This window comes from Enterococcus sp. DIV2379 (assembly GCF_050542965.1).
In the GTDB taxonomy this organism is placed as follows: Bacteria; Bacillota; Bacilli; order Lactobacillales; family Enterococcaceae; genus Enterococcus_D; species Enterococcus_D entomosocium.
Genome location: NZ_CP172938.1, coordinates 2,443,779 through 2,466,234 on the forward strand (window position 1 = coordinate 2,443,779; position 22,456 = coordinate 2,466,234).

General features: G+C 44.8%; 21 protein-coding genes. 6 read left to right on the top strand and 15 right to left on the bottom strand.

Features of this window, described 5'->3' with window-relative positions; translation table 11 throughout:
• Window positions 1–213 precede the first annotated feature (213 nt).
• On the bottom strand, window positions 214–1,638 hold the full coding sequence (pepV, locus tag IGI92_RS11225) for a dipeptidase PepV (protein WP_008378990.1): 1,425 nt from the start codon (window positions 1,636–1,638) through the stop codon (window positions 214–216).
• Window positions 1,639–1,797: 159 nt separating this feature from the next.
• On the opposite strand from pepV, the gene IGI92_RS11230 reads away from it, so the two are divergent.
• Window positions 1,798–2,634, top strand: coding sequence for an NAD(P)H-hydrate dehydratase (locus IGI92_RS11230; RefSeq protein WP_430607066.1), 837 nt, complete (start codon window positions 1,798–1,800; stop codon window positions 2,632–2,634).
• Window positions 2,635–2,708: 74 nt separating this feature from the next.
• Here IGI92_RS11230 and IGI92_RS11235 read toward each other — a convergent pair whose 3' ends face one another.
• The 9 genes from IGI92_RS11235 to IGI92_RS11275 form a co-directional block, all read right to left on the bottom strand.
• A complete protein-coding gene (locus IGI92_RS11235; RefSeq protein ID WP_430607068.1) occupies window positions 2,709–4,763 on the bottom strand; it encodes a beta-galactosidase in 2,055 nt (684 codons plus the stop codon).
• Window positions 4,760–6,997 (bottom strand): alpha-galactosidase, encoded by a 2,238-nt coding sequence (locus tag IGI92_RS11240; RefSeq protein ID WP_430607069.1) that lies wholly within the window; start codon window positions 6,995–6,997, stop codon window positions 4,760–4,762. The genes IGI92_RS11235 and IGI92_RS11240 overlap by 4 nt, the downstream gene beginning before the upstream one ends.
• A 44-nt stretch (window positions 6,998–7,041) precedes the next feature.
• Window positions 7,042–7,473: a hypothetical protein gene (locus IGI92_RS11245; RefSeq protein ID WP_430607071.1), complete on the bottom strand. Its 432-nt coding sequence runs from the start codon at window positions 7,471–7,473 to the stop codon at window positions 7,042–7,044.
• Between the two features lie 53 nt (window positions 7,474–7,526).
• Window positions 7,527–8,861: a PTS sugar transporter subunit IIC gene (locus tag IGI92_RS11250; RefSeq protein ID WP_008379001.1), complete on the bottom strand. Its 1,335-nt coding sequence runs from the start codon at window positions 8,859–8,861 to the stop codon at window positions 7,527–7,529.
• Window positions 8,862–8,961: 100 nt separating this feature from the next.
• On the bottom strand, window positions 8,962–9,996 hold the full coding sequence (locus IGI92_RS11255) for a LacI family DNA-binding transcriptional regulator (RefSeq protein ID WP_430607073.1): 1,035 nt from the start codon (window positions 9,994–9,996) through the stop codon (window positions 8,962–8,964).
• A 141-nt stretch (window positions 9,997–10,137) separates the two neighbouring features.
• On the bottom strand, window positions 10,138–10,740 hold the full coding sequence (locus tag IGI92_RS11260; protein WP_005225485.1) for a hypothetical protein: 603 nt from the start codon (window positions 10,738–10,740) through the stop codon (window positions 10,138–10,140).
• Window positions 10,737–11,597, bottom strand: a complete 861-nt coding sequence (locus tag IGI92_RS11265) for a carbohydrate ABC transporter permease (RefSeq protein WP_005225484.1) — start codon at window positions 11,595–11,597, stop codon at window positions 10,737–10,739. The genes IGI92_RS11260 and IGI92_RS11265 overlap by 4 nt, the downstream gene beginning before the upstream one ends.
• Window positions 11,597–12,508 (bottom strand): carbohydrate ABC transporter permease, encoded by a 912-nt coding sequence (locus IGI92_RS11270; RefSeq protein WP_005234717.1) that lies wholly within the window; start codon window positions 12,506–12,508, stop codon window positions 11,597–11,599. Before IGI92_RS11270 ends, IGI92_RS11265 begins: the two co-directional genes overlap by 1 nt.
• A gap of 132 nt (window positions 12,509–12,640) precedes the next feature.
• On the bottom strand, window positions 12,641–13,957 hold the full coding sequence (locus IGI92_RS11275) for an ABC transporter substrate-binding protein (protein ID WP_008379010.1): 1,317 nt from the start codon (window positions 13,955–13,957) through the stop codon (window positions 12,641–12,643).
• A gap of 242 nt (window positions 13,958–14,199) precedes the next feature.
• On the opposite strand from IGI92_RS11275, the gene IGI92_RS11280 reads away from it, so the two are divergent.
• Entirely contained in the window at window positions 14,200–14,703 is a 504-nt protein-coding gene (locus tag IGI92_RS11280) for an isochorismatase family cysteine hydrolase (protein ID WP_008379012.1), read from the top strand.
• A gap of 70 nt (window positions 14,704–14,773) precedes the next feature.
• On the opposite strand, the gene IGI92_RS11285 is transcribed toward IGI92_RS11280, so the two are convergent.
• Window positions 14,774–15,058 carry a hypothetical protein gene (locus IGI92_RS11285; protein ID WP_005234711.1) on the bottom strand — a complete coding sequence of 95 codons (285 nt, stop codon included), beginning with the start codon at window positions 15,056–15,058 and terminating at the stop codon, window positions 14,774–14,776.
• 288 nt (window positions 15,059–15,346) lie between these two features.
• Between IGI92_RS11285 and IGI92_RS11290 the strand changes: the two genes are divergently transcribed.
• From IGI92_RS11290 to IGI92_RS11305, 4 genes are all read left to right on the top strand, one after another.
• Window positions 15,347–16,480: an alcohol dehydrogenase catalytic domain-containing protein gene (locus IGI92_RS11290; protein ID WP_034872378.1), complete on the top strand. Its 1,134-nt coding sequence runs from the start codon at window positions 15,347–15,349 to the stop codon at window positions 16,478–16,480.
• Window positions 16,481–16,499: 19 nt separating this feature from the next.
• Window positions 16,500–16,844 carry a YrhK family protein gene (locus IGI92_RS11295; RefSeq protein WP_005234707.1) on the top strand — a complete coding sequence of 115 codons (345 nt, stop codon included), beginning with the start codon at window positions 16,500–16,502 and terminating at the stop codon, window positions 16,842–16,844.
• A 28-nt stretch (window positions 16,845–16,872) separates the two neighbouring features.
• Window positions 16,873–17,088: a DUF378 domain-containing protein gene (locus IGI92_RS11300; protein ID WP_008379021.1), complete on the top strand. Its 216-nt coding sequence runs from the start codon at window positions 16,873–16,875 to the stop codon at window positions 17,086–17,088.
• A gap of 175 nt (window positions 17,089–17,263) precedes the next feature.
• The gene (locus IGI92_RS11305) at window positions 17,264–18,106 is read left to right on the top strand and encodes a hypothetical protein (protein WP_430607075.1); all 843 of its coding nucleotides are present in this window, start codon (window positions 17,264–17,266) and stop codon (window positions 18,104–18,106) included.
• A gap of 51 nt (window positions 18,107–18,157) precedes the next feature.
• On the opposite strand, the gene IGI92_RS11310 is transcribed toward IGI92_RS11305, so the two are convergent.
• Genes IGI92_RS11310 through IGI92_RS11325 form a run of 4 tightly spaced genes read right to left on the bottom strand, consistent with a single transcriptional unit; the run spans window position 18,158 to window position 22,446 of the window.
• A complete protein-coding gene (locus tag IGI92_RS11310) occupies window positions 18,158–19,021 on the bottom strand; it encodes a formylglycine-generating enzyme family protein (RefSeq protein ID WP_142971532.1) in 864 nt (287 codons plus the stop codon).
• 15 nt (window positions 19,022–19,036) lie between these two features.
• Window positions 19,037–19,813: a sulfite exporter TauE/SafE family protein gene (locus IGI92_RS11315; RefSeq protein WP_008379028.1), complete on the bottom strand. Its 777-nt coding sequence runs from the start codon at window positions 19,811–19,813 to the stop codon at window positions 19,037–19,039.
• Window positions 19,810–20,922, bottom strand: coding sequence for an SPASM domain-containing protein (locus IGI92_RS11320; protein ID WP_430607077.1), 1,113 nt, complete (start codon window positions 20,920–20,922; stop codon window positions 19,810–19,812). The genes IGI92_RS11315 and IGI92_RS11320 overlap by 4 nt, the downstream gene beginning before the upstream one ends.
• A gap of 18 nt (window positions 20,923–20,940) precedes the next feature.
• Window positions 20,941–22,446: a sulfatase-like hydrolase/transferase gene (locus IGI92_RS11325; protein ID WP_061054514.1), complete on the bottom strand. Its 1,506-nt coding sequence runs from the start codon at window positions 22,444–22,446 to the stop codon at window positions 20,941–20,943.
• Window positions 22,447–22,456: the final 10 nt, after the last annotated feature.

Below are 22,456 nucleotides of genomic sequence, written 5' to 3' on the forward strand. Positions count from 1 at the left end.
CAACTCCTTACAAAAAGTAAATCATTCGGATGATTTGATGTCAATAATAAAATAACCCAACGAAAATAAAATATTTATTTTCTAAAGTAATAAAATAACAGTACGACAATGATTAAAACAATCAGTCGTACTGCTATTCCTTTATTGCCTCTATTCATCTAAGTATCAATAAATCGACTCCGCTAAAAAAGAATAGACGGTATCAATGTCTCTTTATTTCGCCAAACGGTAGATAGCATCTGCATAGATCACCGCTGCGTTGAATAGGTCATCCAAGCTCATGAATTCATTGGCTTGGTGCATGGTGTCAACATAGCCTGGGAACATTGCGCCATAGGCAACGCCGCGTTTCAATAGACGGCCGTATGTGCCGCCGCCGATGATTTGTTCAAAGCCTTTTTCGCCGGTATGTTCTTCATAAACCGCCAATAAAGTTTCTACCAATGGATCATCTGCTGGCACGTAGTGAGGTTCCATGTTGCGGTCATTGCGAGTAACGGTGGCCCCTTCCATACCGACGGTGCGTTCCACACCGATTTCAAGTCCTTCCGCAGTTACCCCTTTAGGATAACGGAAGTTCAAGGCGATAAAGTTGTCTGCTTGCGTTCCTGCTTGGTTCGCTTTAAAAGCAAACAAGCCAGCATTCATAGTCAATTTACCCATTTTTTCGTCTTCGTACGCCACACCTAATTTTTCACCGTAGAAATCTTCATGGACATAGGCTGCTGCTGCATGGATGAATTGTTTTGCGCCGCCGCCAAAGGCATAGTTATCTAAGAAGACTGCTAAGAAAGTCCCCGCATTGATTCCTGATTGTGGGCTGGCACCATGAGCACCTTTACCGACTAATTCGATCGTCACTTGTTCATTTTCTGTTTCAATCGTGCCCGTCACTGGATTGGCTTCGACGTAATCGAAAAAGGCTTTTTCGATCGCTAATGCTTCTTCTGTTGATGGAGCAATGAAGCTTGCCGTTGCCGTTCCTGGTACCATATTTTCCCGCAAGCCAGCAGTAAAGCTTTGTAGCGTGAAGTCTCCTTCATTGTTGCCTTGGAAATGGATCCCTAATGTCACATTCCCTTTTTCCCCATTGATGATTGGGAAATTGGCATCTGGCGAGAAGCCAAAATCAGGCTTTTCTTCATGCTCAAAGTAGTAATCCATATCTGCCCAGCCGCTTTCTTCATCAGAACCAACGACAAAACGGATTTTTTTCGATAATGGCAAGCCCAATTCTTTAATGATTTTCATCCCATAATAGGCGGCCATTGAAGGACCTTTATCATCAGAAGAACCACGAGCATAGATTTTGTTGTCATTGATGACTGGATCATAAGGATCGGTTGACCAGCCGTCACCTGCAGGAACAACATCCATGTGACCGAAGATCCCTAATGTTTCGTCTCCTTCACCAAATTCGATGTGACCAGCGTAATTATCGACGTTTTTGACTGTGAAGCCATCACGTTCACCATAAGCTAGCATGTGTAGCAACGCATCACGAGGTCCAGGACCAAATGGCGCGTCCGCAGTCACTTTATCATCTTCTCTTTCACTTTTCACTTTCAATAGATCAATCAAGTCGTTCAGCAAATCGTCTTTGCGGGCTTCGACCTCTTTTTTCCAATCGATTGTCATAGTGTTCCCTCCATTTCTGTTCTCGCTATTTATGATAACACTCTTAAACCAAAAAAGGAAAAAAAATTGCGCCTTTTTCCATGGGTCTTTTCTATGAAATTTCTAGGAAACAGGTATAATAAATATAACTCGATTTTGATTAACGAAAGGAGTCATTGCATGGTGCAACTTGATTCTGCGATTTTATCCAAAGTGATCCAACAGCGCCCGACAAAAAGCCACAAAGGTACCTTTGGCCGGGCCGTTTTAGTAGGGGGCAACCGCCAATTCGGTGGGGCGATCTTAATGGCGGCGCAAGCCTGTGTATATGGGGGAACTGGTTTGACCACTGTGATCTCCGATGGCGTCAACCGAACCGCCCTGCAAGCCCGCTTGCCTGAAGCGATGTTTGTCGATTGGCAGCAAACAGAACTGATCGATACGGTCACCGAATCGGCGGACGTCCTACTGATTGGTCCCGGATTAGGAGAAGGAAAAAGCAATTTTGATCTGCTGCAGCGGATCGTTTCTGCCCAAAAAGAACACCAATGGTTGGTGATCGATGGTTCGGCGATCAATTTGGCTGCCAAATATCCGCTGATCATCCCCTTTCCTGAACAAGTCGTCTTCACGCCGCATCAGATGGAATGGCAACGGCTCAGCGGACTGGCAATTGCCGACCAGACCGAAGAAAACAATCAGCAAGCCCAACAAAAACTCGGAAGTCTGGTGGTCTTAAAAAGCCATCGCACGCAAATTTACGGTAGCAGCATCGCCCAAAATCCCCTCGGAACACCCGCAATGGCGACTGGTGGGATGGGTGATACGCTGGCAGGCATGATTACCAGCTTTTTGGCACAGTTTGAAAAAACAGAGGAAACGATCCACGCGGCTGTCTATCTCCATAGCCTGATTGGCGAAGCATTGGCAGAAGAGCACTATGTCGTGTTGCCGACACAAATCAGTGCCGCATTGCCTCAATGGATGAAAAAGCACCAAGCAGCCGATCCAGAATGATTTCTGATAAACCATTCATCAAAAAAACGTCCCTTTCTGCATTTGTCGAAAGGGACGTTTTTTCCAATGGTCAGCTAATTGTTAAAATAAACCACTCGCACTTCATACGGCGCCAAGGTTGCTGTTTGAGGGACTGCTTGATTGGTCTCTAAATCAACGACTTCTTTGATCAAGTGTAGTGTCTGCTCTTTCTCAGAAAAATTCATGATGAAAAAGTACGTTCGTTCTGGACTGATCCTGCCTTGGATCGAGACTGCAGGATTGGCATGCGCGATCCTTTCCTCTGCCAAGGACAGCTCACGGACCAAAGAGGCATAAAACTGTTCGAAAAAGTCATAGTTGGTGCGAGCCGCCAGATAGTAGGCGGTGCCTGCACCAAAGGTATGTTTGGTGATCGCAGGGGTTCCTTGGTAAAAATCTGCTTGATACTCCCCTAGTACCTCCGCTGTTTCGGCTTCGATGATTGCAGAATAGTCCCGTGTTTCAAAGGGCTGTCCTTGAAAAACCACTTGATTGTGTTCAGTGTCAAAAAGAGTTTCCAGCTCCAGCACGTTGATGCCTAATAACCCTCGCAACGGCTGTGGCAAGCCCCCCAGATACAACAGGTCGGTTTCATTGACCATGCCGCTAAAGTAACTGGAAATCAAGGTACCACCAGCTTCCGTGTACTGGCAAAGTTTTGCCATCGTCTCCGAGGTCATCAAGTAAAGCATCGGAGCGATCACCAACCGATAGTCAGAAAAATCTTGCTCTGGCGTCAAAATATCGACAGCGATGTCTTGTTCCCAGAAATAACGATAATGCTCCTGCAACGTTTGCGGATACCGTCTGGTTGGTCGACCAAACCCGCCGCCTCGCTTCAATGCCCAGTTGCTTTCCCAGTCAAAAAGGATCGCCACTGCTTTTTTTCTTGTGGTTCCTTGAATCTCTTTGATTTTTTCCAAGCGCTTGCCGTAAGCCGCAACTTCTTTGAAGACCCTATTCTCCGTGGAATCATCATGTCCCACGACTGCCCCATGGAATTTTTCTGAATTGCCGCGGGATTGGCGCCATTGAAAATACAAGGTACTATCTGAGCCGTGAGCGATCTGCTGCATGGCACTCAACTGATGGACACCAGGCTTTTTCGCTTTATTGAAGGAATGCCAGTTAACAAAACTCGGCGTGCATTCCATCACTAAAAAGGGCTGTTTCTTCAAAGACCAGTACTGGTCATGCACATAGGCAGATTTCATTGCTGTCGCTGCCAAAGATTCAAAGTTGTTGTTCCAATCAGGGTAACTATCCCAGCTAACGATGTCCACATGACGAGCAAACTTGCTGTAGTCAATGCCTTCCAAAGGAATAAAGTCTTGGGTAGCATGTCCTTCCGCCATAAAATTCGTCGTCACAGGAATGTCCGGTGTCAGTTGGCGAATCGGCGTACATTCATGCAAATAAAAATCGATCGTCCTATCTGTAACAAATCGTTTCCAATCAAGATCCATGCCATGCACTTTGTGTTCTCCTAGAGGCGAAGGCGGTAAAACCTGCGACCAATCGGAGTACGTACCACTCCAAAAAGAAGTCCACCAGGCATGATTCAACGTGGCTAAATCACCATATTTCTTTTGCAGCCAGCTGCGCCAGTTTTCTTGACAATAGGAACAAAAGCATTCACCAGAGTACTCATTGGAGATATGCCACATGGCTAATGCCGGATGCTTGCCGTAACGTTTTGCCAACTGCTGATTGATTTGCGTTACCTTTTCCCGATAGATCGGTGAAGAGTAACAGTGATTGTGGCGAAACCCATGGGTATGTTTTTGCCCTTGGGCGTTGGTCCGATTGACTTCGGGATACTTTTGGCTCAACCATTGCGGACGTCCACCGCTAGGAGTGGCCAAAATGACTTTGCCGCCGATGCCATGGATCTGATCAAACACACGATCCAACCAGTCAAACTGATAAACGCCTTCTTGCGGCTCTAAGGCACTCCAAGCAAACACCCCTAATGTGACGGTGTTGACATGGGCTTGCTGCATATAAGCAAGATCCTTTTGCAAGATTTCTGGATAAGCCAGCCATTGATCGGGGTTGTAATCCCCGCCATGCATAAACTGCTGATCAAAAAATTGATTGCTCATCATTCTGCTCCTTTTTTGGCATGTAAATGGTATACAAATGATTGAAAATCGCCAGTGACTTGCGCCGTTCCATGGTTGACGGCATTAAACTGATAGGGTTTACGCAACCCTAATTGCCTTAACAGCTGACCAGAAACGGGTTCGCCATTGACCTGATACACCTGTTGGCCATCGAGAAAGGCTGCGGGCAAAAAGTCTTCCGCCGTCGGATTGGCTTGTGCCAACACGCGAAAGAAAGCAACCAATGCTTCTTCGTTTTGCGGATCATGAACCGCCCAAGTTTTTTCATTGGCATGTTCCAACTGCTGCAGCTGATAAAAAGTGCCAAAGGTCAGCAATTGCCGCTGCTTTTTATAAAAAACGATTTGGGATTTGATCGCCTGCTTTTCAGCTTCAGACAAGTGAAAGAGATCGAGTTCATACCCCAATGGCCCAAACATTGCGACGGTTTGCCGAAAGGCTAAAGAAGTTGCCCGGCCGACTTGGTGGTTTGGTACCGCCGACACGTGATTGCTGAAGGAGGACAACGGATACCCTAACAACGTTCCGCTTTGGATCGCTAAACGTTCCACTGCATCACTATCATCACTAGGCCAAATCTGCGGACTGTAAAACAAGATTCCCAAATCGTATCTGCCCCCGCCGCCAGCACAGCCTTCGATCAAAAGGGTCGGAAACGCCGCTAAGATTTTTTCATATAAGCGATAAAGGCCTAAAATATAACGATGATAAAACTCCGTCTGAGAAATTCCCTGTTCCGCTAAGTAAGGAGAGTAAGCTTCCGTGATATTGCGGTTCATATCCCATTTGATGTAATCCAGCTTGGTTTCAAGGATCACTTTTTGCATCGCTTCGAAAATTGCCTCAACCACTGCTGGATTGGCAAAATCCAACACGTATTGCCCGCGCCCCACAGAGATCCGCTCATAAGGATGCTTGACTACCCACTCAGGATGCTCTTGGTACAACTGACTATCTGGCGAAACCATTTCCGGTTCAAACCAAATCCCCAGCTGCAGCTGCATGGCATGAATTTTCTCAGCAAAAGACCCGATTCCTTTTGGAAATTTGGCAGGGTCCGCCACCCAATCGCCTAATGAACTGCGGTCGTTGTTACGTTTTCCAAACCAACCATCATCCAGCACAAAGCACTCCATCCCTAACGCCTTGCTTTCTTGGGCTAAGGTCAACAGCTTCTCTTCATTAAAATCAAAATAAGTCGCTTCCCAGTTATTAAAGACGATCGGCCGCTGCCGCTTTTGCCAATAAGGGGCAATCACATGCTTTTCGATAAATTGGGCGGATTCTTGACTCAAACCATTCAGGCCAGCAGCGGTGAAGGTGAAGAGACATTCCGGCGCTTCAAAGGTTTCTCCTTGTGAAAGCTGCCAGCTGAAATGTTCAGGATGTATCCCCAACATCAATCGAACGTTGTCCCATTCATCCATTTCTGCTTGCGCCAAAAAGTTACCAGAATAAATCAGGTTGGCACCGTAGACGTGACCAGTGTTATTGGTGGCTTGCTGTTCTTTTAAGGCGACAAAAGGATTGTGCTGATGACCAGACGCTCCTTTTAACGAGCCGACACTGATCGTCCCTTGGGTCAAAGGGACCGTCTTGATATGCCGTTCTTTCAGCCAGGCGCCTGAAAGATGCAGCAGTTCAAAATCGCGATTTTTCAGCTCCAAGACACCACTCAAAAAGCGCTGGATGGTTCTAGGCTTGCTCCCCGTATTGGTCAGTGTTTGCTGCCGCGTGATGGTACCTGATCCTTTGAAGATCGTATAGGTGATCGCCAGTTCCAGCTGCCGCTCTTGATCTACTAATTCAAAGACGATGCTTTGGCTTTCATCGGCAGCCGCGAAGCTGGCTGGTTGCGCCAGCTTTCGTTCTTTGCCCTCAAAACAGTGAAAAGCCACAAGTTTAAAATCAACATAAAGTGGGGTTTCTTCCTCAAAAACCGACACTACCCCTTCTCGAAAATCAGAAGTCCCATACGTTGGCAATTCTTGAAAACGGTCTGCCAAGGTAAAAAGATTGTCTGCTTCAAAAAATTTGACGGTTCCTGCCGATTTATTCTCTTTTTTCTCAAGGTACGCTTGATCAAACGGCGCCAGTGTGCCTAGAGATGGCCCAAAATAGACATGACCCAGTTGCTGATTTGGTAACACATTTATGATATAACTGATTTTTTCATTGTATAAGTGAAAGAGTTGTTCGTTCTTTATTTCTATCATTGCTATCCTCAATTTTCCCCATTTTTTTCATTTGTCCCTGCTCGTTAACAAGCTGCTTCAAGATAACGCAAGCGTTTTTTGACACCACGATTGAAAAAGAATTTGTAAAACAGCGCCGCCAACATAAAGCTGTAGGTTGTTTTCTGCTGCTCAAAACGGCTTTGTTCCGAATACGTGACTTGCAGCTTCCCTTTTCGTCCTGGAGCAAAACTATACCGTTGATCGATCACTCCTTCTTCATGGGTCGTACAAAGCCACAGCGCATCCGCGGCAATTTTTTTGACCGTCATAACGGCTGGTACCATCCGCGGAGCGGTTTTGGTTTGAATCATCGTTTCAATACGGCAACCTTCCCCGAACGGTTCTTGGGCTTGTTTGGCTAGAAAGAATTTCTCTTGTTCCGCCAATAACACACGGGAAAAGTCCGTAGGTGTGGTATTCATTTGATAACTGCAAGACAATGTATCGGTTCTCATCACAAATTCCTTTCTAAAGGATGCGCTTATTGCATTCCTTTACGTTTCTGGGCTTATCTTTCTTCTACCCTTTGATTGATCGTCTCAGATGCCGCTTGTTCATTTAATGCCGCTTCTGCTTTTTCTTCTTTCAAGTACCCGCGATCCATTACGATCAAGAATGGCACCCAAATCAAGGTCATTACGGCAACCGTCACTAACTGTAAGATTGCGCCGGCAACAGAACCCGTGCCTAACCAACCAGATAAGAAAACAGGGGTCGTCCAAACCACCGTTGCTCCAATTGGTCGTGGCACCAAGCCTGCGGCGATCGCAAAGTAAGAGATCGTCGTACTGGCTAATGGCGCTAAGATCCATGGGACAAAAGCGATCGGGTTCAAGACGATCGGTAAACCAAAGGTCATCGGTTCAGATACGTTGAAAACAGATGGCGCGATCACCGTCTTCATTAATTTTTTCATCCGAATCGAACGAGCGATAAAGAAGGCCATTGTAATCGAGATCCCCAGCTGCATTCCTTGATTGACGAACACGCCCATAAACGTAGTGTTAATGATATGGGGCAATTGTTCAGCCCCTGCTTTGTAAGCTTCATAGTTTTCAATCGCTAACGCATTCATGATTGGATCGATCACCGCATTGACCACTAGTGTCCCGTGAATCCCAAACCACCAGAAGAATTGGGTGAACAAGACGGCGATCAGTACTGCTGGCAACGTACCGCCTAAGCCCATCAATGGTTTTTGCAAAATCTCATAAACGAAATCAACGGCATTGCCCCATGAAGTAAAGGTGAACAAGTAGCGGATCAAATTGAAAAGGAACAACGGTGCCGCACCAGGAATGATGGCGACAAATGATTCTGCGATCATTGGCGGAACCGAATCTGGCATTTTGATCGTCAGCCCAGCCGCACTGATTTTGCAATAGATCTGCGTAGCGATAATGGCCGTGATGATTCCAACAAACATTCCCTCAGCCCCTAATTTCGACAAGGGGATCACTGTACCTAACTCTTCGGATGAGCCAAAAGGCAGCAGCATCAAAAACGAAGACAGTGAGATGGCACCCGCAAATAATTTGGCTTGTCCATACTTGCCAGCCAACTGATAGCCGATCCCAAAAACAACGAAAATAGCGGTGATACTCATGGTTGCATTTCCGATAGGACCAAAAAAGTCGTTTAGAAACGTGATGAATCCCTCTGGAAGTTTTTCCGAGAGTCCGAAAGTAGCAGGCAGATTTTGAATAATAATCATAATTGACGCAAACATTGTTGCAGGAAAAGCGACCATAAACCCATCACGAAGACTTAACAAGTATTTGTTGTTGGCAATGATCTGAGCAAAAGGCACCATCTTTTCGGCTAATTTATCAATAAACTTCATTTCGTTTTCTCCTTTATTTTTAACTGTAAACGTTTACTACAATCAGTATAGTTGTTTAGTTAATGTTTACACAACCCCTAAAATAAAAAAAGATCAGACGTCACTGATCTTTTTCGGCAATCGATTCTCTAATGATCAATTCACTGCCACAAACGACGCGAACAGGCATCGTCCGCACCCCAAGGATTTTATTTTTCGCTAATTCGACACTCATCTGCCCCATCTCTTCAGCTTTCATCTTGACGGAAGACAGTGCGGGCGTCATAAATTGCGCCATTTCGATATCATCAAAACTAACGACTGACACATCTTTAGGAATCGATAGCCCCGCTTCAGCGAGTGCCTTGTAAACCCCGACAGCCATAGGATCGCTGGCAACGACGATCGCTGTGGGGCGAGGATTCATTTGCGCGATCTGCTGACCAAAATGCAAACCAGTCTCTGGTGACCATTTCCCCTGCAGCACGGTTGTGAACTTTTCCAATTTATTGAGCAGCATCCATTGGCGGTAGTTTTCTGCTCGAATCTCTTGTTCATCGTAAACGACTTCGCCAGAAATCGTCACTCGGCTGGCAACACCGCCCACAAAGGCAATATTCTCATGGCCCTTCTCTTTTAACAACGTGAGGATCTGGTGAGTCTTTTGGGCAAAATCGGTTTGGATGCAATCGTAGCTGGGTGCTTCACTATAATTATCCACCAGGATAATATTGGCATTTTGCTGACTGATCTCTGCCAAAGCATCGCTGGTCATCTCTCCAATAATAATGACTGCGCCATACTTCGCCAATTGTGCCAAATCTTTTTGAGGCTCCCGCATGGAAAAGGCCCGAATCGTTTTTAAGCGCCACTTCGCCGCTTCTTTTTCGATCCCATTGCGGATCATCATAAAATACGGATCGTTTCTTTCCGACTCTCGATCGTGGCGGGTAATGATGGCAATCGTGTTTTGGTCGCCGACTTCACGGGAATGGGGTTGATTTTTTTCTTTTGAATAATTCATTTGGTTGGCGATCTCAATGACTCGTTGACGCGTGTGTTCATTGATACTGAAGGTTTCATCATTGTTAAGGATTCTAGAAACACTTGCTATCGACACCCCGGCTAATTTCGCGATATCTCTCATACTTGCCATAGCTGCACCTCATCTGTTTACTGTTTACTAAATTTACCTTCAGCATAGGCATAATTTTTGGCCCTGTCAACCTTCTTTTCACAAAAAAACCGAAACTCCTTAGCTTTTCACTAAGGAAGTTTCGGGATACCCATTTGTTTTCTATTTGAGCGCTTGGTCACAGAGCACGACATTGACTAAATACAAGGTGCTGATTCCTAAGACCAATAAGTAGACTGGACCAAACAGCAAAAAGGTCAAGACAAGCGTCACTGTTGCTAAAAGATGCGCCAGTACTCGTTTGGGTGAACGAGCAAACTGATAAAAACTATAAAACAATGAGCTGGGCTGCTGCGGATAGGTGTGAAGCAGCCTCGTTTGATAAAGTAAGACCAAGCAAAACAAGCCAAAGGTGAACGCTAACGCGTAACTAGCGATCTGAAACAGCGGGTGCTGCAAACGGCTAAAGATAAAGCTGTCCGCCAAAAGCAGCAGGAAGAATAGACTGAGCAAACGGTCTTGCCCTTTTCTTGTTGTCCACTGTTGATGAAATGCCTGCTGAAAACGAGCTTTGCTGCTTGCCTCCAAGCCATCGTTCCGCAGTTCCGTCAACGTCTCGATCAATGCTCGACTAGCGGTGGTACTGGTGATCAAAGGCAAGGAATACAACAGCCACATGCCTTGTAAAACCAGTAAATGCGGAAGCCAGTTGATGCCAGTCAACAGCGCTTGGTTCAAGCGTTGCGGGGTAACTTTTGTTCTCATCCTTTGGAACCTCCCGTCAGATCCATTCCCTCAATAAAGTAGCGTTGTGCGAGGAAGAATAGCAAGATCGTCGGCAATAGCACAAGCGTTGCTCCTGCCATCAAGTAGTTCCATTGGGTCGTTGATTGGTTTTGGAAGACTTGCAGGCCAATCTGCAGCGTGTACTTTTCTTGATTTTGAATATACAGTAATGGTCCTAAGAAATCATTCCACGCCCCATTGAAGGAGTTGATGGCAATCGTGATCAGCGCGGGTTTCGTCAATGGGATCATTAGATGGCTCCAAATATAAAGATGATTGGCGCCATCGATCTTAGCGGCTTCGATCAATTCATTGTTGACGGACAAGTAAAACTGCCGCATCAAGAAAATGTTAAAGGCGTTGCCGAAAAACGCTGGAACGATCAGCGGCAGATAGGTGCCAACCCAGCCGATTTTGGAAAACAAGACATATTGCGGGATCATCGTCACAAAGCCAGGAATCATCATCGTAGACAAGACGAGGGCAAAGATCAGATTTTTTCCTGGAAAGGCCAATTTTGCAAACCCATAAGCAATGAAGGAATTTGATAAGACATTCCCGAAGACCACTAAGACGGTAATGAATAACGTATTTTTTGCATACTGCCAAAATGGAAAGGCGTTGATAGTCTCCAAATAATTGCCAAGATTGATTTCTTCTGGGAAAAAGGTCGGCGGGTAGCGCACGATCTCCTCCATCGGTTTCAATGACGTAAAGACCATCCACAGCAACGGGATCAGCAGCACGATCCCGATGATCGACATCACCACATAGCTGATGATTTTTTTGACTCGCTGTTGGCTTGATTTGCTTCGTGTTTTTGTCGTCATTTCCATTAGCTGCCACCTCCGGTATAGTGAACCCAGCGTGGTGCCAGCTTGAGATTGATAAAGGTCAAGACTAAGACGATCAAGAACAAGATCATCGACATGGCCATCGCATAGCCCATATCAAAGGCGACGAAGGCTTTGTTCCACATATGCAAATTATAGAAGAGCAGCGAATTTGCAGGACCGCCGGTACCATTTTTGGTCATCACGTATGCTTCTTGGAAAATTTGAAAAGAACCGATCGTTGAAGTAATCACATCATAGAAGATGATTGGCGTGATCAAAGGGATCGTAATATTTTTGAATTTCGCCCAGACTCCCGCCCCATCGATCTCAGCCGATTCATACAGCGTCGGTGAAATATTTTGCAAGGTAGCTAGATACAAGAGCATCGCGCCCCCCGAACTCCAAATCTTCATCAAAATCAACGCTGGTTTCGTCCATTCGGGATCAAACAGCCACGCTGGACCTTTGATATTGAACCAGCTCAAGAAGGTATTGATCAATCCTGCGGAAGGAGATAATAATTGCATCCATAAGACGTAGACGGCAACCCCTGAAAGGATCGCTGGCAAGTAAAAGGTCGTTCGGAAAAAACTGATTCCGCGGATTTTTTGATTCAATAACGTGGCTAGAAAGACACTGAACAACGTGGTTAAGGGAACATTGAAGAGTACAAAATACGCCGTGTTATAGAGAGATTTCCAAAACAGGGTATCTTGCGTAAACATGCGGGTAAAGTTCTTAAAGCCGATAAAATTCATTTTCGAAGTCAGATTGTAATCGGTAAAGCTTCCTACGAAGGAAAACAGCATGGGCCCTAACATAAACACCACGAACCCAAGCAAAAATGGTGCTACGAAGAAGTAGCCCCAAAGAGCTTCTTGCCGTTTACTTTTTGAACGCTTCTTTGGCATTCCTTCCACTCCATTCTATTTTTACTCATTGTTTGTTCAAGAAAACATGTCCGCTTCGCAAAGCAGAAAGCAAAGCCCAGTCCGCTAACCGACTGGACTTTCCTTCTTTTTTAAAAACGCTCGTTTTGAGGTTTATTTGTTTTGCTCAACAAGATCTTCCACCGCTTTTTGCGCATCTGCCAACCCTTCAGCCGGTGTTTTGCTGCCCAGCATGATTTGGTCGATCTGTTCATTGACAAGACTGCTGAAATCAGGCGCTGTCAATGGTACAGGTGTGATCACCGTATTGGCAAAGTTTTCATCTGCCATTTGGTAGATCATTTGGCCGTTTTCATCTAGATTGTCGTTGTTGACCAAGTTTTCGTTGGCTGTTCGATTCGCCATGATATCAAAGCTTTTCTCACCAAATTTCTCTTGAACTTCTGGTGTCGACAAGTATTTGATAAACTCATAGGACGCTTCAGGATCTTTGGCTCCGTATGGCACTTCTAAGACGAACCCGCCACCCCATGACCAGTGACCAGAACCACTTTCTTTTTCAGGAATTTGAATGACCCCAAATTCAAAGTCATCCGGTGCATTTTCCGCTAAACTTGAGTAGTAGTTGATGTTTTGCGCACGCATCGCCACTAATCCAGAAATGAATGGATCGGCAACACCTGAACCAAATTCAGCTTCTAACCGATTGATGGTATCTTGACCATAATACTCTTGCCAGTCTAAGATCCATTCCAACGCTTCCACTTTGTTGTCTGTATCGATTTTGACGTTCTCATCCTTGTCAAACCAGCTGACGCCATCGTCGGCATTCAAGGCCCACACATCGGCGCCTAAATTCCACAATGGGTAAAAACCGATCCGCTCAAAGTCATCACCGTTTTTGACATCTAATTTACGAGCAACTGTTTCTAACTCCTCCCACGTTTGGGGCAGTTGCTCTTCACTGATACCTGCCTCTTTAAAGAGTGTCTTGTTGTAGAAAATCACTTGCGTATCTGTATTGAAAGGAACAGCATACGCATCCCCTTCATACTCCACCGTATCCCATAATTGCGGATAAAATTCATCAGAAAAGCCTTCTTCGATATACTCGCTTAAATTTGTTGCTTGCTGCGCTTCTGCCCGCTGAGCAACAGAATTAATATCTTGTACAATAACATCAGGCGGATTACCAGCAGTGATCGACGACAGTGATTTTGTCCAAATATCGCCCCAAGGCTGGTAGCTGTATTTGACCTCGATTTTATCTTGTGACGCATTAAAATCATCAATAATTTCTTCAATTACTTCTTGTCTTGCACCAGACCCCCAGAAGGACCAAAAATCCAACGTCGTTTTGCCATCTGCTGACTCATTCCCCGAGGAATCAGCGGTTTCACTATTGCCACATCCTGCCGCCAGTACACCAACTGAAAAAAGCAAAGTCCCCATATAAAATAACTTTCTCATTTTACCTAACCTACTTTCATTTATTTTTAATGTACTATTTAAAAGCTATCACTACTTCTTCTTTTCAGCAAACAAAAAGCATCGTTATTCGAATAAAAAAATAACATTTTTACCGTTTCACGATAAGAAGAGCGTTTTCTTTGAAAATTTAAAAAAAGTGGGGCATCATAGAAATAGCACCTATTTTTCAACCTCTCGTTAGATCATTTGAAAAACGATGTTTATAGAAAGGGAGTAACCACATGCTAGTCATTGTCGATATGCAAAACCAAATTCTCGATGAAGAGAACGAAGCGTATGTGCCAGATAGCGCCGCTCTCGTCAAACGAATCGCCAAGCGCCTAGAACAAGCGCGGGCGAATGGGGAGTACATCTTACACACCCGCGACATCCCAATCGAAGTCAAAGGAACGCCTGATGAAGAAGCCGCTGCCCTGCAGCTTATCCCAGAACTTAAGCCTCTCGAAAATGAAAAAGTCGTCAAGAAATACTATTACAGTATTCCACCTGAAGTCTTGATCGACATCAAGAAAAATCTATTTAAGCCTGAAGAAGAAAAGAAAATCGAAATCACCGGTGTTGAAACCAACATCTGCGTCCTTTCCAATACGATCGAGATCCAAAGCGCCTTTCCTGACGCTGATTTCACCATCAATAAAACATTAGTCGCCGGTAAAAATCACGAGTCGCAAGGACTCGACATCTTACGAGACTTCAATGTCCAAATCATTGATGGAACAAAATAAACCAATGACCAATAAATAACGAAAGCTCCCTGTTCAAGGAACAGAGAGCTTTTTCAATTTAATTATTCATTCAATTCATTGAGCCATCTAATAGCTCGGTCGGAATTTCAATCCGAACCTCATTTTCTGTCTGACAGTTTGGACATACGAAGGTTCCTTCGATGGCTTCCTTCACTTCCCCGTAAGTATAATGAATAGCGATTTCATCTTCTGCCAATTCATTCGTTTCCAACGGTGGTACCATGGTTAATTGCCCCTCGCTGTCTTCTTGTAAATGAACGACTAGCTTCCCATCAAAGTTTTCATTGCAATTGGTGCAGGAAGCTTTTCCTCGAATCGTTAGATCCATGATCATCCCTCCTCATTTCTTGTCACTGGTTGATGCAGGTTCCAGTAGATACTCGTAACACATGCATGCTTCACTTTAATAGTGTCACGCTTTCACTTTTTTAGCAAATCATCTGTTTTTCTTTTTTTAAACCATTGATGAAGAAAAATCCTAATCAACCGTTTTGAGCGTTTTCGTTGTCAAATCGTTAAAATCCTTGCAGAATTAACTTATCTGTTACTGAAAAGTAAAAACATGTTGTTGGAAAAATTAGTGATTGTCCGAACTTATCTGAACAAACAAGGAGGAAAAATGATGCAAGCAGTAACCTGGCAAGGAAATCAAAAAATGGACGTTCGCCGTGTAGAAGATCCAACGATTTTAGAACCGACGGATGCGATCATCCGAATCACCGCAACTGCAATCTGCGGCTCTGATCTCCACCTTTACCACCATGGCGGCTCGGTTTTGGAAGAAGGCTATGTCGTTGGTCACGAACCAATGGGTATTGTCGAAGAAGTCGGCAGTCAAGTACAGAAACTAAAAAAAGGCGACCGCGTCGTCATCCCTTTCAATATCGGTTGCGGCCATTGCCACTTTTGTCAAAATGAGATGGAAAGTCAATGCGACAATTCTTCAGAAGATACATTGTATGGCGGCTTATTCGGTTTTGGAAAAATGAACGGCAACCACTGGGGCGGTCAAGCCGAATTCTTGCGCGTACCGTTCGCAGATTTCACCTCGTTTATCGTACCTGAATCAACGATCCCTGATGAAAAAGTATTGTTTTTATCTGACATCTTACCTACAGCATTTTGGAGCGTCCAAAATGCCGGCGTCAAAAAAGATGATACCGTGATCGTCTTAGGCTCAGGACCAGTTGGCTTGTTTGCGCAAAAATTTGCTGTGATGGCAGGCGCTAAGCGGGTGATTGCCGTGGACCCTGTTGCTCATCGCTTAGAAAAAGCCAGCAGCTACAATCAAGTCGAAACATTCCAATTGGATGATCTGGCTACTAGTGCCGATGAATTGTATGAACTGACCAAAGGTGGCGCTGATGTGATCATCGACTGTGTTGGGATGGATGGTTTAGAACCCGTAAAAGAAAAAGCCAAAAATCTAGTCAGCTTGCAAAGTGGAACAATCTCACCGATCCAGATGGCCGCCAAGGCAGTCAAAAAATTTGGTACCGTCCAAATCACTGGCGTTTACATGACACCTGCTTCTTCATATCCATTGCAAGAATTCTTTATGCGCAACATTGATGTCAAACACGGGCAAGCACCTGTGATCCATTTGATGCCAAAAATTTATGATATGATCGCGGACGGTTTGTTTGACCCGTCACAGATCATCACCCACACGATGCCTTTAGCAGATGCTGCCAAAGCGTATGAGATTTTTGACAAAAAAGAAGACAAGAACATCAAAGTTGTCTTGAAACCTTAGCACAAACAAAGGAGCAGTGATGGCACCTATGCCAAAAATCAAACGGAGTGAACATCAATTCGATCCGGGAAAAGAAGAAGATGTGATCATCAAGGCAAGTCGCTTTCGCATCTACTTTCAAAATCGCTACATGTTGATCTCACTTACGAATGATATTTTGACGGGCTTGTTTTATATTTTCGGGAGTATCGTTTCATTAACTAGCTTGCCTGCGATTTACGGAACGATCGCCTATTTGATCGGCGGTGTCTTTTTGACCATTCGTCCGCTGATTAAAATCGTTCGCCATGTCTATATCTATAATGATCGCAATCAAGAAGGTGAGAAAGAAAAAGATGTCACCATCACCGACGATGAACGTTGATGGGGCGACAACTAGAGAGGAGTTTCCTATGTTAAAAACATTTGATGGGATCGCACTGACACTATTGATCATCGGTGGGATCAATTGGCTGCTGGTCGGCGCCTTCGAGTTTGACCTTGTCGCAGCGATCACCGGCGGCAGCACGTCAATCATTGCCCGCGTCATTTATATTCTAGTTGGGATCAGCGCATTGTATAGCCTAAAATTCTTTCCAGCTATCGCCCGCCAACAAACACTCGACTAAATAAAACCTGCATCTGCGGTGTGCTGACCCCAAAAAAGTTAGATTTTTGGTCTAACTTTTTGAGGTCGCATCTGTGGATGTAGTTTTTTTGTCTACAATCATTGAAAAAAAACACCAGTTGTACTACTCTTGTATTTAACCTACTATTTTCGAAAATATAAAAAGGACGTGACTCATGACCCCACCTACTAGACCCTCGCTGATACGTCGGATACTTGGTCGGATGCTTTTGCTATTGATTTTCTTATTTATTCTAAGTATTATTGGCGGAATTATTGTTTTAAATAACCTCACCATCGCGGAAAACTGGTTTGGTCTGAATGAATACCAAGTCGTTGAAACCAGGCATCAGATCATTCGTTTGTTCCCCTACTTTTGGGTAGCAGGGATCCTGCTGGTCTTTTTGATCGGTCTGATCATCGGCCTCAAAAAACACAAGAAATCGCCATTTTACTGGTTATTCTCATTGCTCTTGCTACCAGCGATTCTCTTTTGTATTGGCGTAGTTTCCACCTTTTTACCTGTAGACCGCCAACTCTTTCGAGAAGAAACCAGTGCCAAAGAAATTATGGCGGCGCTGCCAAATCAATCTTCATTCAAGGACAAAGAGCTGCAACTGGTCAGCTATAGTTTTCACATCCGCAATGTCCCGCTAAAAAGCGGCATTTATGCAGTTGCGCGAGTGATCAATCCAAACACAGGCCTACAAGACGAGTATTGGTATTACCCAGAAAATCTGTTGACCAAATGGAAAAAAGACGACGATACGATCGAGCTTTCGATGGAAGATACCATTGCCTTTGATGCCATCGACTGGGGCGTCATTCCCAAGATCATCAAGGATTCTGAGGCACGAGCAGCTCAGCTAGATCACTATGTTCCTGGCGTCAGCATCGTCATTTTAAACGGCTTCCAAGGTGAATGGACTTGGACCGTTGGTTTAAATGGGCTTCGTAATCGAACCGAGATCAATTATGTCTATGATCTCAAAGGAAATTATCAATCCGAATGGCAATAAAACAAGCGGCACCTATCCCTGTGAATAGGTGCCACTTTTGCTTTTATCGGTTTACTGATCCAAGTCTTTGACACACCGAAACCCTAAATTATTGGCTGCCGACATCCCAGAATTACCATTTCTAGCGGCAATTCGGTATCGTTTGCAATAGGATTCATGGCACAAAAATGAACCGCCGCGAGTCGCATACATTTGATCATCTTGTGTTTGATTCCTTATCCAAAAGGTTTGTCCCGTCTGTTGTTGAAACTGCGTCAACGGGATGCGGGCAGGATTGACGCACCATTCCCAGACGTTGCCGATCACTTGATACAGACCAAAGCCGTTGGGCTCATACCATTTCGCTGGCGCTGTATTGGCAAAGCCATCTGCTCGCGTGTTGCTTTTTGGAAACTCTCCTTGCCAAATATTGCAATGATAGGTATTTTCTGCCAAAAATTCCCTTCCCCAAGGATATTTTTCAAAACTTGTCCCGCCTTTTGCAGCGATCTCCCACTCTGCTTCTGTCGGGAGGCGTTTTTTTGCCCATTGGCAATAGGCGATCGCATCGTTGCGAGACACCTGAACCACTGGGTGATCCATCCGCTGGGCAATCGTTGAATCAGGTCCTTCAGGATGACGCCAATCTGCGCCGCTAACCGCGTACCACCAAGCCATATTCGGTACCTTTTGACTGCGGTGTTTCGTTTGCTCACTTAAAAAATAGTGAAAAACGAACGACCAGCCAAAGCGCTCGGCTTCTGTGACATATCCTGTTGCTTCCACAAAAACTTGGAAAGCTTGGTTCGTCACCGTCGTGGCATCAATGGCAAATGCTGGGCTGTCGAGGCTGATTTGCGGTCCCTCAAGATCCTCGGCAAAGCCGTCCATCGTATTCGTGCCGATTCGATAAGTTCCTGCTGGAATCGTGGGCATCTGTTTGCCTCCTTTTTACAATAATTGATAGCCATTGTACAGATTGATCAGTAACACCAGCACGATCACGGTTTGGAATACCAGTGTCACTCGCTGCGGTGACAGGACGTTGCTGGCCTTGGCGCCTAATAGTCCTCCCACGATCGCGGCTGGAATAACAAACCACAAAATTTGCAGATCATACGCACCAAAACCTGTCGAAAAAGCGATCGTCAAAATTTTTGCCAGCTGCGAGAAAAAAATCGTACAAATTGAATAAATCGTCGCCTCTTTGATCGGCATGGCAAACAGCAACATCAATAAAGAAACATTGATGGGTCCGCCGCCGATCCCCAGCAAACTGGCTAGAAAACCGAGAATCAAACCGCAAGCTGCATACCAGCCGACTTTTTCCAACGCAAACCCGCGCCAGTTATATTTTGTATACAAAAAAGCAAACAATAGTGTCAGCACGGTCACAAGGATTTGGATCAGCTGAACCATCTTGTCGTCTCGAAAAACCAGCAATAGCTGTTCAAAGGCAACATTGCCTAAAACACCGCCTAACACAGCACCACCAGAAACCCACAAGGCAATCGACCAATTGATTTTCCGTCCACTGGCTAATTGTCTAGCTGTCGAAACGATAGACATCGTGAAGACAGCTGTCGCCGAGTAAAAAGAGATCGCAGCAACAGAATGGGCGCCGATAAAATCGAAAATCGGTTTGATCAATACACCACCACCCATGCCGGAAACTGCACCTACGGCATTTGCTAAGACGATCACGAGAAAATAAATCAATCCGATCATTGTCTCACCCCTTGCAACAGCCCCAATATCTCATTGATTCTGGGTGTGAAGTCTTTTAACAGCTCCTGATAGCCGCAAAACCCCTCACTATCCACGTACATTGTATCTTTCATTCGTTTACAGCCTCCTCGGCACATTTTTTGGAAAGGACATTGCGTACACTTCGAAGGCATGTCTTTTTTCTGGCACAAAAACTGCTGCGAACAGTCTTGAGAAAACAATTCCCGCAACGTTTGCTCTTGGATATAGCCCATGCGAAACTCATCTAATACATAGAAGTCACAAGGATAGACACTGCCGTCGGCTTCGATCACATACTGCACTTGGCAGTTGCCTAGAATCCCACAGGCAGTTACTTGCTGCCGCACCAATAGATTTAGTAAATCATCGAACAGCTTAATACTTAGGTAGCGCCCTTGTGTCAATTCCTGCAGCCAAAACGCCAACAGCTGCTGATAAAAGTGCGCAAAGCTTCTTGGTGTCAAGGCATAGTCGTTCGTTGACGTGGCATCCAAATCAGCCAAACAAGGAATGAACTGTGCAAAGGCAATCTGCTCTTCCTTGAGAAAATCAAACACACGCTGGGCTTCCTTTGCTAATGGATTTGTCAACACGCACAAGACATTGTACTCGATCTGATAAGCGTCCAATAATCGCTTGGTCTGCAAAACCCGCGCAAAGGTCCCCCGCCCTTTGGCGTCTAATCGATGCCGATCGTGCGCAAGCGGATGCCCATCGATCGACAGCCCGACTAAAAAGCGATACTCTTTCAAAAAACGACACCATTTATCATTGATCACCATGCCGTTGGTCTGGATCGCATAGTGTACTGTCACTCGCTTTTTTTGCGCCGCAACATAAGCCGTTAGTTTTCTAAAATAACTCAGCCCTGCCATCGTCGGCTCTCCGCCTTGAAATGCCAACGTCAAATGATCGCCAGCTTCTAAGTCTGCATAGATGTTTGCAATCATCTTTTCCATTACATCCTCTTTCATTTTGCCAAAGGAACGCACTTCGCGCAAGGAACTGACGTTGGCATAAAAGCAATAGGTGCAGCGCAGATTGCAAAGAGAGGATGCTGGCTTGATCAATACGGAGATATGTTTCATTTGTTGTTCCTCACTTCTTTATTTCTTTCGTTCGATTGTCTGCCTCTGACTATTGCTTAAACCTAAACGCTGATACTCGCTTTCAGGGGCTTCAATCTGATCCATTACTTTAATCAATTTCTGAATCATTTCTTGTTCAATCAGTGGGTCATGAAGCGGTGTTAATTGCTTTGGATCATTCTTTAAATCAAACAGCAAGTGGCCCACTGAATAAGAATCGATATAGGTGGAAACTTCGACTTCTGTGTATGGAAAATGATTTGTAAATCGATTACCCTCTTTCAAGACCATACTGTCTAAGACTTCTTTATTCAAAAAACCTCGCAATGAAGCATAACTAAGCGTCTGCATGGTGATTGGTCCATTCGAAGGGTGAACCGATGCACGCATATACACATAACGACCATCGTATATATTGACATGACCGCCGTTTGTGCCAAAAATAATTTCTTGATGAAGTGGTTGCGAATGCTGTTTTTTCAACACAGGTAGCAAAGATTTGCCATCCATATCTAAAGTGTTCTCAATTTCAAAATAATCCAATAAAGTTGCAGGAATGTCGATGGTTTGACTCAATACTGGAGTATGGGTTCCCGATTCAGCTTGTGGGTAACTGATGAAAAAGGGCAGATGAATGATTTCTTCATACATCGGTGCGACGTTTTTTCCTAACCAGTCATGTTCCCCTAACAAAAAGCCATGGTCGGTATTCACAATGATCAAGGTATCCTCCCACATATTATTTTTTTCTATAAAGTCCAGCACTCGTCCTAAGTGATGGTCACACATACTGATCAACGCTGCGTATTCTTTTTGCAGCTCAATCAAATCCTGCTCGCCAACGTCTTCTGTTACACGACCATATTTTGGCCAAAAGTAAGGTGATTCATTTGGTGTCTCCTGGTACAATTTGCGATAGGTTTCTGGCACATAAAATGGTTCATGGGGGTCAAAACATTCGACTTGCAAAAACCATTGATCTTCATTTTTGTACTGTTCCAAAAAATCCAAGCCGGCTTGGATCGTTTGAACCGTGGACAGGTCTTCTTCTACTGCTTGCCGTGTTCGATTCGCAAAATGCTGTTCCACAGAAATACCACTCTTATTTAACGGATTCAGCGGTGGATGATTCTCTGCCTGTTTTCTTGGAACCCATCGATCGCCTTCTTGCCCTCTAAATCCTTCCCATGTGGAATAGCGATTATGATACGTGGCACCGCCATCTTCAAAGTAATGGGAATGATCGGTAACTAAATGACAATAGACACCATTTTGCTGCAGCGTATCAAAAATTGACGAATCAAAGGGTTCTAATTGTCCCCATGAACGATGCATAAAATTGTAACGACCTGTATGGAGTTCCCTTCTCGCTGGCATACAAGGCATGCTGCCGCCATAAAAGTTGTCAAACGTAATCGTTTTTTCTCTTAACCGTTCAAAATTTGGCGTGTTGATCCAATCGTTTCCGTAGTTTGATAAAAAATCTCTAGCCAGCGTATCAAACATCAGCATAATTGCTCGCATAGCATTCTTT

Excerpts from the sequence above, each read along its gene's own strand:
- pepV (WP_008378990.1), bottom strand. The coding sequence starts at position 1,638 with ATGACAATCGATTGGAAAAAAGAGGTCGAAGCCCGCAAAGACGATTTG.
- IGI92_RS11230 (WP_430607066.1), top strand. The coding sequence starts at position 1,798 with ATGGTGCAACTTGATTCTGCGATTTTATCCAAAGTGATCCAACAGCGC.
- IGI92_RS11235 (WP_430607068.1), bottom strand. The coding sequence starts at position 4,763 with ATGATGAGCAATCAATTTTTTGATCAGCAGTTTATGCATGGCGGGGAT.
- IGI92_RS11240 (WP_430607069.1), bottom strand. The coding sequence starts at position 6,997 with ATGATAGAAATAAAGAACGAACAACTCTTTCACTTATACAATGAAAAA.
- IGI92_RS11245 (WP_430607071.1), bottom strand. The coding sequence starts at position 7,473 with ATGAGAACCGATACATTGTCTTGCAGTTATCAAATGAATACCACACCT.
- IGI92_RS11250 (WP_008379001.1), bottom strand. The coding sequence starts at position 8,861 with ATGAAGTTTATTGATAAATTAGCCGAAAAGATGGTGCCTTTTGCTCAG.
- IGI92_RS11255 (WP_430607073.1), bottom strand. The coding sequence starts at position 9,996 with ATGGCAAGTATGAGAGATATCGCGAAATTAGCCGGGGTGTCGATAGCA.
- IGI92_RS11260 (WP_005225485.1), bottom strand. The coding sequence starts at position 10,740 with ATGAGAACAAAAGTTACCCCGCAACGCTTGAACCAAGCGCTGTTGACT.
- IGI92_RS11265 (WP_005225484.1), bottom strand. The coding sequence starts at position 11,597 with ATGGAAATGACGACAAAAACACGAAGCAAATCAAGCCAACAGCGAGTC.
- IGI92_RS11270 (WP_005234717.1), bottom strand. The coding sequence starts at position 12,508 with ATGCCAAAGAAGCGTTCAAAAAGTAAACGGCAAGAAGCTCTTTGGGGC.
- IGI92_RS11275 (WP_008379010.1), bottom strand. The coding sequence starts at position 13,957 with ATGAGAAAGTTATTTTATATGGGGACTTTGCTTTTTTCAGTTGGTGTA.
- IGI92_RS11280 (WP_008379012.1), top strand. The coding sequence starts at position 14,200 with ATGCTAGTCATTGTCGATATGCAAAACCAAATTCTCGATGAAGAGAAC.
- IGI92_RS11285 (WP_005234711.1), bottom strand. The coding sequence starts at position 15,058 with ATGATCATGGATCTAACGATTCGAGGAAAAGCTTCCTGCACCAATTGC.
- IGI92_RS11290 (WP_034872378.1), top strand. The coding sequence starts at position 15,347 with ATGCAAGCAGTAACCTGGCAAGGAAATCAAAAAATGGACGTTCGCCGT.
- IGI92_RS11295 (WP_005234707.1), top strand. The coding sequence starts at position 16,500 with ATGGCACCTATGCCAAAAATCAAACGGAGTGAACATCAATTCGATCCG.
- IGI92_RS11300 (WP_008379021.1), top strand. The coding sequence starts at position 16,873 with ATGTTAAAAACATTTGATGGGATCGCACTGACACTATTGATCATCGGT.
- IGI92_RS11305 (WP_430607075.1), top strand. The coding sequence starts at position 17,264 with ATGACCCCACCTACTAGACCCTCGCTGATACGTCGGATACTTGGTCGG.
- IGI92_RS11310 (WP_142971532.1), bottom strand. The coding sequence starts at position 19,021 with ATGCCCACGATTCCAGCAGGAACTTATCGAATCGGCACGAATACGATG.
- IGI92_RS11315 (WP_008379028.1), bottom strand. The coding sequence starts at position 19,813 with ATGATCGGATTGATTTATTTTCTCGTGATCGTCTTAGCAAATGCCGTA.
- IGI92_RS11320 (WP_430607077.1), bottom strand. The coding sequence starts at position 20,922 with ATGAAACATATCTCCGTATTGATCAAGCCAGCATCCTCTCTTTGCAAT.
- IGI92_RS11325 (WP_061054514.1), bottom strand. The coding sequence starts at position 22,446 with ATGCGAGCAATTATGCTGATGTTTGATACGCTGGCTAGAGATTTTTTA.